This is a genomic window from Massilia sp. GER05 (assembly GCF_052056005.1).
GTDB lineage: Bacteria > Pseudomonadota > Gammaproteobacteria > Burkholderiales > Burkholderiaceae_D > Telluria > Telluria orientalis.
This window is the reverse complement of sequence record NZ_CP178858.1, coordinates 6,046,287-6,059,212: the sequence shown is the minus strand read 5'-3', so window position 1 is coordinate 6,059,212 and position 12,926 is coordinate 6,046,287. Positions and strand designations below refer to the sequence as shown.

The 12,926-nt window shown below is 66.6% G+C and carries 9 protein-coding genes; 7 read left to right on the top strand and 2 right to left on the bottom strand.

Translation table 11 applies throughout. The features are described 5' to 3' along the window. The first annotated feature begins 73 nt into the window (after positions 1-73). From ribD to ACL58G_RS26790, 3 genes are all read left to right on the top strand, one after another. Positions 74-1,192, top strand: coding sequence for a bifunctional diaminohydroxyphosphoribosylaminopyrimidine deaminase/5-amino-6-(5-phosphoribosylamino)uracil reductase RibD (ribD, locus tag ACL58G_RS26800; protein ID WP_440963728.1), 1,119 nt, complete (start codon positions 74-76; stop codon positions 1,190-1,192). A gap of 36 nt (positions 1,193-1,228) precedes the next feature. Further along, positions 1,229-1,858 carry a riboflavin synthase gene (locus ACL58G_RS26795; protein ID WP_056127327.1) on the top strand — a complete coding sequence of 210 codons (630 nt, stop codon included), beginning with the start codon at positions 1,229-1,231 and terminating at the stop codon, positions 1,856-1,858. A gap of 92 nt (positions 1,859-1,950) precedes the next feature. Continuing rightward, positions 1,951-3,921 carry a prolyl oligopeptidase family serine peptidase gene (locus ACL58G_RS26790; protein WP_440963727.1) on the top strand — a complete coding sequence of 657 codons (1,971 nt, stop codon included), beginning with the start codon at positions 1,951-1,953 and terminating at the stop codon, positions 3,919-3,921. A gap of 140 nt (positions 3,922-4,061) precedes the next feature. Here the strand turns inward: ACL58G_RS26790 and ACL58G_RS26785 are convergent, their stop codons facing one another. Continuing rightward, positions 4,062-6,938, bottom strand: coding sequence for a M16 family metallopeptidase (locus ACL58G_RS26785; protein WP_413387492.1), 2,877 nt, complete (start codon positions 6,936-6,938; stop codon positions 4,062-4,064). A 250-nt stretch (positions 6,939-7,188) separates the two neighbouring features. Here ACL58G_RS26785 and ribBA point away from each other — a divergent pair, with 250 nt between their 5' ends. The 4 genes from ribBA to ACL58G_RS26765 all read left to right on the top strand — a co-directional run bounded on the left by ribBA (position 7,189) and on the right by ACL58G_RS26765 (position 11,662). After that, entirely contained in the window at positions 7,189-8,304 is a 1,116-nt protein-coding gene (ribBA, locus tag ACL58G_RS26780) for a bifunctional 3,4-dihydroxy-2-butanone-4-phosphate synthase/GTP cyclohydrolase II (RefSeq protein WP_413339117.1), read from the top strand. Positions 8,305-8,365: 61 nt separating this feature from the next. Then, positions 8,366-8,845, top strand: a complete 480-nt coding sequence (ribH, locus tag ACL58G_RS26775) for a 6,7-dimethyl-8-ribityllumazine synthase (RefSeq protein WP_413387493.1) — start codon at positions 8,366-8,368, stop codon at positions 8,843-8,845. Between the two features lie 13 nt (positions 8,846-8,858). Beyond that, positions 8,859-9,329 (top strand): transcription antitermination factor NusB, encoded by a 471-nt coding sequence (gene nusB / locus ACL58G_RS26770; protein WP_413339119.1) that lies wholly within the window; start codon positions 8,859-8,861, stop codon positions 9,327-9,329. 164 nt (positions 9,330-9,493) lie between these two features. Beyond that, entirely contained in the window at positions 9,494-11,662 is a 2,169-nt protein-coding gene (locus tag ACL58G_RS26765) for a cellulase family glycosylhydrolase (RefSeq protein WP_440963726.1), read from the top strand. Between the two features lie 72 nt (positions 11,663-11,734). Here ACL58G_RS26765 and ACL58G_RS26760 read toward each other — a convergent pair whose 3' ends face one another. After that, complete coding sequence (locus ACL58G_RS26760) at positions 11,735-12,508, bottom strand: transglycosylase SLT domain-containing protein (protein WP_413387495.1); 774 nt, start codon at positions 12,506-12,508, stop codon at positions 11,735-11,737. Positions 12,509-12,926: the final 418 nt, after the last annotated feature.

Sequence of the window (12,926 nt, the reverse complement as noted above, 5' to 3'; positions counted from 1 at the left end):
GCGTGAACCTTCGGGCGGCGGGACGCCGCCGGTGCGAACCTGGCAACACAACGTAGCGAGACCGGAAACGAGAGTGCAGATACAGAGCGATACCGACGGCATGGCGCTGGCCCTGGAATGGGCTGCGAAGGGCATGTACATCACCGCGCCCAACCCGCGCATCGGCTGCGTGATCGTGCGCGACGGCACCGTCGTCGGCGCCGGCCACACGCAGGCCGCCGGCCAGGCCCATGCCGAGATCCAGGCGCTGCGCGATGCCCAGGCGCGCGGCAACGACGTGCGCGGCGCCACCGCCTACGTCACGCTGGAGCCGTGCAGCCACTACGGCCGCACGCCGCCGTGCTCGAACGCGCTGATCCAGGCGGGGCTCGGCCGCGTCGTCGCGGCGATGGTCGATCCGAATCCGCTCGTCGCCGGGCGCGGCCTCGCGCAGCTGGAAGCGGCCGGGATCGAGGTCAGCGCGGGCCTGCTGGCCGAACCGGCCCATGAATTGAACATCGGCTTCTTCACGCGCATGCGTCACGGGCGGCCGTGGGTGCGCCTGAAGACGGCGGCCAGCCTGGATGGCGTCACGGCGCTGGACAATGGCGAGAGCCAGTGGATCACGAGCCCCCAGGCGCGCGCGGACGGCCACGCGTGGCGCGCGCGCGCGAGCGCGATCCTGACCGGCATCGGCACGATCAAGGTCGACAACCCGCAGCTGACGGTGCGCGGCATCGACACGCCGCTGCAGCCGCGCCGCGTGATCGTCGACAGCCGCCTCGACATCGACCTCGACGCGTGCATCCTGCAGGGCGAGCCGTGCTGGATCGTGGCCGCCGTGCCGAACGCGGACAAGGAAGCGGCGCTGCAGGCGCTGGGACACGAGATCCTCATGTTGCCGAATGCGTCCGGCAAGGTCGACCTGCCGGCACTGATGCGCGAGCTGGGACGGCGCGAGATCAACGAGCTGCACGTCGAGGCCGGTTCCAAGCTGAACGCGTCGCTCGTGCGCGAGGGCTGCGTGGACGAGCTGCTCGTCTACCTGGCGCCCAGCCTCGTCGGCCCGGGGCAGGGGATGTTCGCGCTGCCGCCGCTTGCGCACCTGTCCGACAAGCTGCCGCTGCATTTCCGCGGCGTGGCCCAGGTCGGGCCGGACCTGCGCATCCTGGCGCGTTTCAAGCGGGACGAGGATCCGAGCCGCCACGCGTAATACCGCACCGATATTGTCAAAACAAAGGAAGAGATCATGTTCACCGGAATCGTCGCTGCCGTCGGCAGCATCAAATCGGTTACCCCGCTGGCGGACGGCGCGGATGCCGGCGTGCGCCTGGACATCGACGCGGGCGGCCTGCCGCTGGCCGACGTCGCGCTGGGCGACTCGATCGCCATCAACGGCGCCTGCATGACCGTCGTCGAAAAGACGGACAGCGCCTTCGCCGTCGACGTCTCGCGCGAGAGCCTCAATCGCACCGTGGGCCTCGACCAGCCGGGCGAAGTGAACCTGGAAAAGGCACTGACCCTGGCCGAGCGCCTGGGCGGCCACCTCGTCTCGGGCCACGTCGACGGCCTCGGCGACGTGCACAGCTTCGAGCAGGTGGGCGAGTCGTGGAAGCTCGTCGTCGACGCGCCCCGCGACCTGGGCAAGTACCTGGCCTATAAAGGTTCCGTCGTCGTGAACGGCGTGTCGCTGACGGTCAACAGCGTCGAGGACATCGACGCCGCCGGCAGCCAGTGCTGCCGCTTCTCGATCAACCTGATTCCGCACACGATCGCCGTCACGACGCTGAAGCACCTGCGCGCCGGCAAGAAGGTCAATCTCGAGATCGACCTCATCGCACGCTACGTGGAACGCATGCTCAGCGCCGCCAAGGCCTGAGCGGATGGCGTAGACTCCCTGCTGGCCTCCGTGCCAGCGTAGCCGGCCTGTCCGTCTTTACGTTGGCATCACAACGATAACAAGGACGAGACATGACCCGGCACCTTTCCCTCGATGGCAAGACCGTCGCGCGCGGCGCGGCATTGACCGTGCTGCTGGCGGCGGCCGCGTTGGCACATGCCGATCCGGCCGGCATGCGCACCTACCGCACGCTCGCGATGACGGCAGGCGGCGAGCGCATCGCGGCGGTGGAGGCGGTGGAAGGGGAAGCGAGAATGGGGCCGCGGATCGTCGTGCGCGACACGGCCACCGGCCGCATCGCATCGACGTGGCAGAAGGCCGATTGCGCGCCATGCCGCCTGGAGTCCCTCGCGTGGTCACCGGACCAGAAGACACTGGCCGCCGTCGTCGCCGACCCGAGGGCCGGTACCGCCGCCGTCGTGCTGGTGCGCGACGGGCGCGTGACGCCGCTGGCCACGATCCGGGGCGTCGCCGGCACGGTGCGCTGGTCGCCGGACGGCCGCCAGGTCGCCTTCCTCGCGACGGTCGGCGCGAAAAAGCTGACGGGCGCCGTCGAGGCGGGCGCGCGCCAGGTCGGCGAGATCGGCCTCGCGCAGGACGAGGACGAGCAGCGCATCGCCATCGTGCCGGCGGCGGGTGGCGACTACCGTCTCGTGTCGCCAGCCGACACGTTCGTCTACGAATACGACTGGACGCCGGACGGCAAGGGCTTCGTCGTCACGAGCGCGCAGGGGAACGGCGACAATAACTGGTGGATCGCGACGCTTGGCCACGTCGACGCGGCGAGCGGCCGCCTGCGCGTCATCGCCGCGCCGCACATGCAGATGAACATGCCGCACGTGTCGCCGGACGGGCGCACGGTCGCCTTCATCGGCGGCCTGATGAGCGACTTCGGTTCCGTCGGCGGCGACGTGTACACCGTGCCGCTGGAAGGCGGCGAACCGGTCGACGTCACGCCGGACTACAAGGGCACGTTCAACGGCATCACGTGGCGCGGCAAGGAGTTGCTCGCGTCCGTGCTGGGCGGCAGCGACGCCGGCATCGCCGCGATCGATCCCGCGGCGCGGAGCGCGCGCATGCTGTGGCAGGCCCCCGTGGGCCTCTCGGCGGGACGCGACGGGCGGGTCGTGTTCAGCGCGGACGGCCGCGTGGCCGCGTCGGTGACGGAAGACTTCGAGCACGCGCCGCGCATCGTCGCCGGACGCCTGCCGGAACTGGTGCCCATCACCCGCGACAACGACGGGTTCCTGCCGCAGGTCGCCGCGCGCAGTATCGGCTGGACCAACGACGGGTTCGACGTGCAGGGCTGGCTGTTGGGGCCGCGCAGCGTCGAGGCGGGCCGCACCTACCCGATGATCGTGCAGGTGCATGGCGGCCCGGCGGCGGCCGCGTCGCCGCGCTACGTGGCGGCCGGCGACAACGGCAACCCGCTCGTGCGCGACCTCGTGAAGGAAGGGTATTTCGTCTTCATGCCGAACCCGCGCGGCAGCTATGGCCAGGGCGCGGCGTTTACGCGCGCGAACCGGCGCGACTTCGGCGGCGGCGACTGGCGCGACATCCTGGCCGGCGTCGACGCGGTCATCGCCCGCGCGCCCATCGACGGCAACCGCCTCGGCCTGATGGGGCATTCCTACGGCGGCTTCATGACGATGTGGGGCGTCACGCACAACCAGCGCTTCAAGGCCGCCGTGGCCGGCGCCGGCATCGCCAACTGGATCAGTTACTATGGCCAGAACGGCATCGACCAGTGGATGGTGCCGTACTTCGGCGCGACGATGTACGACGATCCCGCCGTCTACCGCGCCGCGTCGCCGATCGCATCGATCAAGGCGGCGCGCACGCCGACCTTCATCTACGTGGGCGAGCGCGACGTCGAGTGCCCGCCGGCGCAATCGTTCGAGTTCTGGCACGGCCTGAAGGCGATGGGCGTGCCGACCACCTTGCTCGTGTATGACGGCGAGGGACACGCGTTCCGCAGGCCGGAGAACCAGCGCGACCTGCGGGCGCGCGAGGTCGCGTGGTTCAACAAGTACCTTGAATGAACGCGTTGGGTGGGCACCCCGTGCCCACGCGAGATCGCGTGGTTCAATAAATACCTTGAATGAACGCGTTGGGCGGGCACCCCGTGCCCACGCGATCGTCCGCGTCACGCTGACTTTCGCGTGGGCGGAGACCGCCCACCCTACGATTTGTCCGGCTTCTTCTCCGTGTCGTTCCTGGCCTGGGCCGCGGCGGCACTGGCCTCGGGATTCAGCACCACCTGCACATAATTCTCCGTGTTCAGGTAGCGCTGCGCGGCCCGCTTGACGTCGTCCACGGTGAGGTTCTGGATGTCCTTGTCGAACGTGAGGATGGTGCCCGGATCGGTCCCTTCCGTCAGCGAGGTTTGCAGGGCGGCCAGCCAGTACGCGTTTTCCTGCAGCGACTTGCGGTAGGTCTGCTGCCAGTTCGTCTTGACCTTGTCCAGGTCTTCCTGCGTGGGGCCTTCCTTGCGCATGCGGTCGATCTCCGCGAACGTCGCCGCCAGCACCTTGTCGACGTTGTCCGGGCCCGTCGGCAACTGGACGCCGATCGTGTAGTGGCTGTACGGGATGCGCGTCATCGACGCTTCCATGCCGCCGCCGTAGATGAGGCCCAACTTTTCGCGCAGGATATCGATGATGCGGATGTTCATTACTTCCGCCAGCGCGGACAGGCGCAGTTCTTCCAGTTCCGTGACCTCGCTGGGGCCAGTGAACGTCAGCGACACGTTGCTGCGGTCTTCCGAGCCGCTCTTGATCTCGCGCTTGACGACGCCCGTCACGGGACGGATGCCGAGGTCGCGGTAGGCGGTCGGGATGTCCGGCGTGGGCAGGCTGCCGAGGTAAGTCGCGATCAGCGGCTTGATGGCGGCGACGTCGAAACTGCCCACGAAGATGAACGTCAGGTCCTTGGCACTGGAAAAGCGCTGGCGGTAGATGGCGATCGCGCGGTCGAGGTCGATCTTGTTGATGTCCTCGGGGCGCAGCGCGCGCGGCGCACGCGGGTTATTGTCGTACAGCGTGGCCAGCACGGTGTCGCCGAACAGGGCGCCCGGCTGCGACAGGCGGTTGCGCGCCAGTTCCATCTGCTTGCCGATGAAGGATTTGTACAGGTCTTCGTCGCGGCGCACGCCGGCGAATTTCAGCCACACCATCTGCAGCATCGTCTCGACGTCGGTGGCGCCCGCCGTGCCCGCGACGACATCCGTGTTGTTGCCCAGGCCCGCGCTCACGGAGGCGGCCTTGCCGGCCAGGATCTTGCGCATGTCGAGCGGCGAGAAATCCTTCAGGCCCATCGCGGCGACGATCGTGTCGGCGTAGCGGGCGTTGAACATGTCCTTGTCGTCGAACAGGCTCTGGCCGCCGAAGCGCGCGGCGCTCATCAGGACCTGGTCGTTGCGGAACGTCGTCGGCTTGAGGATCACCTTGACGCCGTTCGACAGCGTCAACCGGGTGAGGCCAAGGCTCGCATCCCGGCTTTCGTCGACGATCTTGCCGGGCGCGGGCGGCTGGTCCATCAGGTGCGCGGCCACGGCCTTTTCGTCGTGCGCCTTCACGTCGCGCTTCTCGGCGTTGGTGACGGCCGCCAGCAATTGCTCGCCGGTGGGAATCGGGGCGTCGCCTTCCGTCTTGGTCGAGCCCGTGTAGATCACGAGCTTGCCGGAGTCGGCCGGGATGGTCCTGGCGGCATAGGCATTGATCTCCGCGAGCGTGATCCCGGGCGCCAGTTCCTTCACGTAGCGGTACTCCGCATCGATGCCGGGAATCGATTCGCCTTCGAGGAAGTTGCGCATCAGTTCGGCCGCGTGGACGGCGGAATCCGTCTTGTCGCGCTCGTTCCAGGCGCGCTCGTAGGTGCGCATCATCGTTTTCTTCATGCGCTCGAGTTCGGCCGTCGTGAAGCCGAAGCGGCGGGCCCGCTCGTTTTCCTGCACGAGCGCGTCGATGGCGACGGTGGCGCCGTTCATGCCCAGCGCGGCCATCGCGTTGTACGACCGGTAGCGCGGCGTCAGGCGCGACAGGGCGCTGCTGGCGCCGATGAACGGCGGGGAGGGCAGCGCCGACAGTTCCTGCAAGCGCTGGTTCAGCATGCCCGCGAACAGCGCTTCGACCAGTTGCTCGCGGTAGCCGCGCAGGGTGGCGCGCTCGTGGAACGGCTGCAGCGGGTAGCGGATCAGGATCGATGCCGGGCCCGCTTCCTTGTCGGTGACGACGAGTGCCTCGTTGTCCGTGCGTGCCGGGATCTTCGCGTAGTCGCGCGGACGCGCGTGGACGGGGTTCTTCAGGCCGGCGAAATGACGGCGGATCAATTTCTCGGCCTGGGCGGGATCGATGTCGCCCACGGCGACGACCGCCATCAGGTCCGGGCGGTACCAGTCCTTGTAGAAGCGGCGCAGCGTGTCCGGCTTGAAGGTGCGGATGACGTCTTCCTGGCCGATCGGCAGGCGGTCGGCATAGCGCGAGCCGTTGTAGATCTTCGGCATCAGCACTTTCTGCATGCGGTCGCCGGCGCCCTTGCCGAGGCGGGCTTCCTCGAGGACGATGTCGCGTTCCTTGTCGATGTCGGCGTCCGTCAGCGTGAGGCCGTGGGCCCAGTCTTCCAGCACGAGGAAGGCCTTGTCGAGTTCGTCGTTGCGGTCGGACGGCACGGGCAGGATGTAGACGGTTTCGTCGAACGACGTGTAGGCGTTCAGGTCGGCGCCGAACTTCACGCCGATCGACTGCAGGTAAGAGACGAGCTCGTGCTTCTTGAAATGGCGCGAGCCGTTGAAGGCCATGTGCTCGGTGAAGTGGGCCAGGCCCTGCTGGTCCTCGTCCTCGAGGATCGAGCCGGCCTTGACGACGAGGCGCAGTTCCAGCTTGTGCTCTGGCATGCGGTTGCGCTGGATGTAGTAGGTCAGGCCATTGTCGAGCTTGCCGACCTTGACCTGGGCCCCGACCGGCAGCGGATCGTCGAGCTTGAGGGACGCGCCCGGCGCCACGCCCTGCACGAGCAGGGCGGCGACGAGAAAAGTGATGCGGGCGATACGGATGAGCATGCGACGACGTCCTCGGCACGGAAAAAAATCATTCTACCTTGCCCGACTTGGGCCACACTTGTAAATGAGCATGATGTAATGCAGGCCGAACAAAGCGGGTCGTTGTCATTATGCAACGAAACAATGCCGCGGCAGTGGTAGCGGGACTCTAGAGTGCGCGGCCCCCCGACGGGGATACGGCCGAGGACTGGCAAATCCTTTAAAATAGCGGATTTCCGCACCAGCCGGTCCGTACTCTCGAGGAATCCACATGCCCATCTCCACCACCCAGGAAATCGTTGACGAACTGCGCGCCGGGCGCATGGTCATTTTGGTCGACGAGGAAGACCGCGAGAACGAAGGCGACCTGGTGCTCGCCGCCGAACACGTCACGCCCGAGGCGATCAATTTCATGATCCGCCACGCGCGCGGCCTCGTCTGCCTGACCCTGTCCGAGGAGATCTGCGACCGCCTCGAACTGCCGATGATGACGACCCGTAACGGCACGTCCTTCGGCACCAACTTCACCGTCTCGATCGAGGCGGCGGAAGGCGTCACGACGGGCATCTCGGCGGCCGACCGCGCCCGCACCATCCAGGTGGCGGTGGCGAAGGACGCGAAGCCGGAAGACCTCGTCCAGCCGGGCCACATCTTCCCGTTGCGTGCCGTCAAGGGCGGCGTGCTGATGCGCGCCGGCCATACGGAAGCGGGCTGCGACCTCACGGAAATGGCGGGCCTGACCCCGGCGTCCGTGATCTGCGAGATCATCAAGGAAGACGGCACGATGGCGCGCCTGCCGGACCTGCTGGAATTCGCGCAGGAGCACAACCTCAAGATCGGCACCATCGCCGACCTGATCCATTACCGCAGCCAGAACGAGACCCTCGTCGAGCGCGTGGCGGAGCGTTCGCTGGCCACCGTGCACGGCGAGTTCAAGCTGGTCGCCTTCCGCGACAAGCCGAGCGGCTCGGCGCACCTGGCGCTCGTCCACGGCAATCCGCAGGAAGACCGCGAGACGCTCGTGCGCGTGCACCAGCCGGTGTCGATCCTCGACCTGCTGGACAGCGCCTCGACGTCGCACTCGTGGAATCTCGCGGCCGCGATGCAGGCCGTGCAGCGGGCGGAGGCGGGCGTCATCGTCCTGCTCGACTGCGCCGAGACGGCCGACGAACTGTTCGCCCAGTTCCAGGACAAGCCGACGCGCCCGGTCGGCCGCGCGGCCAACCTGGACCTGCGCACCTACGGTATCGGCGCGCAGATCCTGCGCCAGCTCGGTGTGCGCAAGATGAAGCTGCTGGCCAACCCGCGCAAGATGCCGTCGATGGCCGGTTTCGACCTTGAAGTCACCGGCTACCTGGCCAAGCCCGGATGCGAGGTGAGCTCGTAATGCGTCTGCATAACGCGGTACCATTGAACTATTCATCAACGAAAGAACAAGAGGCATAGCCATGACGGTAGGAACTTTTGAAAGCAATCTGACAGGTGAAGGCCTGCGCATCGGTATCGTGCAGGCACGTTTCAATGCCGATGTCGGCCATGGCCTGCTGTCGGCATGCCTGGCAGAACTGAAGCACCTGGGCGTGGCCGACGAGGACATCCTGCACGTGACCGTCCCGGGCGCGCTGGAAATCCCGCTGGCCCTGCAAAAGATGGCCGAGACGCAGCAATTCGACGCGCTGATCGCGCTGGGCGCCGTCATCCGCGGTGAAACCTACCATTTCGAGCTCGTGTCGAACGAGTCGGGCGCCGGCATCACCCGCATCGGCCTGGATTACGGCATGCCGATCGCCAACGCCGTGTTGACGACGGAAAACGACGAGCAGGCGGAAGCCCGCATGGCCGAGAAGGGCACCGACGCGGCACGCGTCGCGGTCGAGATGGCCAACCTGCTGCTGGGCCTCGAAGAACTGCAGGCCGAAGAAGAGTAAATCGAGTACAACCATGACTGACAAGACATCGCACGCCAATCCCATCAAGAACCGCACGCCGCGCCACCGCGCGCGCGAGTTCGCACTGCAGGGGCTGTATCAATGGCTGCTGAACAATGAGCCGGCCTCCACGGTCGTCACCAACATCCGCACCGCGCACGGCTTCGACAAGGCCGACGGCGAGTACTTCACGGAACTGCTGAACGGCGCGATCGCACAGTCGGTCGAGCTGCGCGAGGTGATCGCACCCACCGTCGACCGCCCGATCGCGGAAGTGTCGCCGATCGAGCACGCCGTGCTGCTGCTCGGCGCGTACGAGCTGAAGAACCAGATCGAGATCCCGTACCGCGTCGTGATCAACGAAGCCGTGGAACTGGCCAAGTCGTTCGGCGGTATCGATGGCCACAAGTACGTGAACGGCGTGCTCGACCGCCTGGCCGGCGAGCTGCGTCCGGACGAGGTGGCGGCGGATTCGCGACGCTGATCCGTTACCCACTATATATAGTAGTGAGAAAGCCGCCCCGGGAGACCGGGGCGGTTTTTTTATGTCCACTGGTTTTACGTGGGACCTTACGGGAAAACGAAATTGAGTTCATGGCCGCGACTGCGAATGATGACCACTCACCCAACAACATTGAAGTGGAGACCATGAAAACACATTTCGTTCTTGCAGCGATGGCGGGTGCCATCCTGCTGGCGGGCTGCGGCGGCAGTGGCAGGGACACCAGCATGGCCGTCAGCGCCGGCGGCGGCGCGCACATGTCCCAGGACCAGGCCGGCAAGCGCGCGACCGGCACCGTCGGCACCGTCAACTCGACCGACCCAAGCTTCACGACGCTGTCGACGCTGCACGTGGGGCAGACGGCTTATTTCCAGATACTGGGCACCAACCTGCCCGCCGCGCTGGCGCTCGACGTCACCGATTGCGCCCATCCGGCGAAGCTGTCGGTCACGCCCACCGAAGTCCGCTTCCGCTGCACGCCGGGTGTCGCGGACGGCATGAAGACGATCTCGGTCCGGGACAAGTCCAGCGATACGGTGCTCTACACGGGCGCGGTGTACGTGCAGGCGACGACCCCGCCGCCGATCACGACGGCGCTGCCGATGCCTACCCGCGGCTTCAACCTCGGGAATTCGCTCGAAGCCATGTGGGGTTATGCATTCCCGAGCCAGGCCGTGTACACCGCCGCCGCCAACGCCGGCTTCAACGCCGTGCGCATCCCGTGCGCGTGGGTGACGAATTCCGATGCCACCGGCAAGATCGATCCCGCCTACATGGCCAAGGTCAAGCAGGCCGTCGACTACAGCATCGCGGCCGGCATGTATGTGGTCATCAATGATCACTGGGACGGCGGGTGGTTCGAGAACCATATCGGCGACACGGTCGATCCGGCCGTCGACGCGCAGATGCGCAACCTGTGGACGCAGATCGCGACCGCCTTCGCGGGGTACGACAACCACCTGCTGTTCGCGGCCGCCAACGAGCCGAACGTGTACAAGCCCGCGCACATGGCGACGGTGGCGAAGTACTACCAGACCTTCGTCGATGCGGTGCGCGGCGCCGGCGGCAAGAACACCAGCCGCTGGCTCGTGCTGCAGGGCCAGGGCGACCCGTCGTGGTTCACCAACTTGCCGTCCGATTCGACTCCCGGCCGGCTGATGGTCGAATACCACAACTACACGCCGTCGCTGTTCACGATCATCCATGGCGACCAGTCGTGGGGCAAAGCCATCTATTTCTGGGGCCAGTCCTACCACTATGCAGGCGATCCGACGCGCAACGCCACCTGGGGCGAGGAAGGCAATATCGACGCCGGCATGCAGCAGTTGAAGGACCAGTTCGCCAGCAAGGGCGTACCCGTGATGATAGGCGAGTTCCATGCGGCCGCCACCCCGGGCCTGACGGGCGACGAACAGCTCTGGAACAATGCGTCCCATCTCTACTGGAACAAGTATGTAGGCGAATCCGCCCGCGCCCACGGTCTGAGCCCGTTCTACTGGAGCACGCCGAACGCCCCGTTCATGTATGACACGGGCGCCATCACCGATCCGGCCCTGGTCACCGCGCTGACCGACGGCGCCGTTCCGCCGCCGCCGAACGGCGCACCGTACGCGGTCGCGGGTGTGGTCGCCACGGCCGCCGCCGGCCAGGTGACCGTGCAGTGGAATGCCGTGCGCGGCGCCACCGGTTACCAGCTCTATCGGACGGCGAACTCCGGCAGCGAACCGGCGACGCCTTCCGTCACCGGCCTCACCGGCACGACGTTCACGGACACGGGCCTGAATCCCGGCACGACGTATTATTACCGCGTGGTGGCGGTGAACGGCGCGGGCGCATCCGGGTTCTCGACCGAAGCGAGCGCGCGTACGCCCGGCACCAACCCCGACCCGACGAAGTTCCATTTCGAGACCGACACCCAGTTGTGGACGCCCAGCGGTGCGCTGATCAGCGGCATCGCGACGTCGACCGCCCGGCACTATGCGGGCCAGCGGTCGCTCGCCGTGAACGTCGCGGGCACGGCGGCGGGGTCGGCGTCGCTGGAGCAGAGCGGCGTGATCGTGCCGCCCGGCGCGACGATCACCTTCCACGTCTTCATCCCGGCCGGCAGCCGGATCACGAAGGTCGAGCCCTATCTGATGGACTACAACTGGGGCTGGTTCTCGAATCCGTCGACGACGTTCACGCCGGGCACCTGGAATACGTTTACGCTCACGGTGCCGGCGACGTCGGTCACGCCGCTGCAGCGCCTTGGGCTGAACCTGACGACGGGGGGCGCGTGGACGGGCACCGTCCATGTCGACTCGATTGACTGGTAATCCATAAATGAAAGCCACCGTAGCTTGCGCCGACGGTGGCTTTCGACCAGGAAAGGAGTGTAAGGGTGAGGCTCAGAGTCCGGCGACGGTCTCGCCGGTCTGGGTGCTGCCGTGGGCCGTATCCGGCGCCGCGGTGTCCGGCTTGGCCGGCGCGCTGGCCGCTTTCTGGGCCAGGGTCGTGCTCGGGGCCGCAGCCGATGCCGGCGGGAAGTAGATCGGGACGTTCTTGCCGCTCGCGACCTGTTTCAGGCGCTTGTATTCGGTCAGGACCTTGGAGCCGTAGCCGGAGTCGTCGTCGGCTGCCGCGGCGCCGACGTAGCTCTTGAGGGCGCCTTCGACGGAGCCCGTGCGCTTCACGTAATCCTTCAGGATCAGGGCGCCGACACGGATGTTGGCAACCGGATTCAGGGCAGCCTGCGAGCCGCCGACTTCCTCGAACTTGTCGCTGTGAACCTTGGACATCACCTGCATCAGGCCCTGCGCGCCCATCGGGCTTTCCGCGAACGGATTCAGGCCCGATTCGATGGCCATCACGGCCAGGATCAGCAGGGGATCCAGCTTGATCTCGTGCGCCGTGCTGTACGCGGTCGTGACGAGCATGTTGGCGGCGTCGCCGGCCACGCGGTAGCGGCGCGACAGCCAGTCCGTCACGTACTTCTGCTGACGGGTGGGGCGGTTCGCCGCCTTGTCGTCGTTCGCGATCTCGACGGCGTCCGCGCCGCGCGCCGCGACGAGTTGGACCGCGGGATTGGCGGTGGCAACCTGCGCCGGCATGGCGTGTTGCGGGCTCAGGAAATCCGACACCCGTTTTGCGAAATCGGGGCGGCTGTACAGCAGGGCAATCATTGCTACTGCGGAAAGACCGAAAACGGTCAAGGTATGTTGTGCGGTGGTCAAAACACCACGTGCCGCTTTGATCACGGAAGACCACGTGACTGGCTGGCTGGCCATCTGTTGGACGAGCCTTGCGCTCGTGCCGATGAAGCGATGGATCATCGTCTCTCCTTTGTCGCGGAAAAAGTCATCCCGTCGCAGCGCTGGAAGCGCAGCGTTCGAACGAACTCATGCCGTGCATCAGAAAACCGTCCGTCGCCGCCTGTAGCGGTCGAGGAACGCCGTCATTGCTTGCTTCAGCTGGGCCGCGCTGCAGTGGAGGCGCCCAGTAGCTAACAACTGTCTCGGGGTTGGTTGGGCAAACGCCCAGTGAAAACACTCCTAAAATGTCGCTGGGGCCCCGACCCCGTGAAAGAATGAGACCGGCTAG

What these genes read in the sequence shown, in the direction of transcription:
- ACL58G_RS26795 (WP_056127327.1), top strand. Translation starts at nt 1,229, where the DNA reads ATGTTCACCGGAATCGTCGCTGCCGTCGGCAGCATCAAATCGGTTACC.
- ACL58G_RS26790 (WP_440963727.1), top strand. Translation starts at nt 1,951, where the DNA reads ATGACCCGGCACCTTTCCCTCGATGGCAAGACCGTCGCGCGCGGCGCG.
- ACL58G_RS26785 (WP_413387492.1), bottom strand. Translation starts at nt 6,938, where the DNA reads ATGCTCATCCGTATCGCCCGCATCACTTTTCTCGTCGCCGCCCTGCTC.
- ribBA (WP_413339117.1), top strand. Translation starts at nt 7,189, where the DNA reads ATGCCCATCTCCACCACCCAGGAAATCGTTGACGAACTGCGCGCCGGG.
- ribH (WP_413387493.1), top strand. Translation starts at nt 8,366, where the DNA reads ATGACGGTAGGAACTTTTGAAAGCAATCTGACAGGTGAAGGCCTGCGC.
- nusB (WP_413339119.1), top strand. Translation starts at nt 8,859, where the DNA reads ATGACTGACAAGACATCGCACGCCAATCCCATCAAGAACCGCACGCCG.
- ACL58G_RS26765 (WP_440963726.1), top strand. Translation starts at nt 9,494, where the DNA reads ATGAAAACACATTTCGTTCTTGCAGCGATGGCGGGTGCCATCCTGCTG.
- ACL58G_RS26760 (WP_413387495.1), bottom strand. Translation starts at nt 12,508, where the DNA reads ATGATTGCCCTGCTGTACAGCCGCCCCGATTTCGCAAAACGGGTGTCG.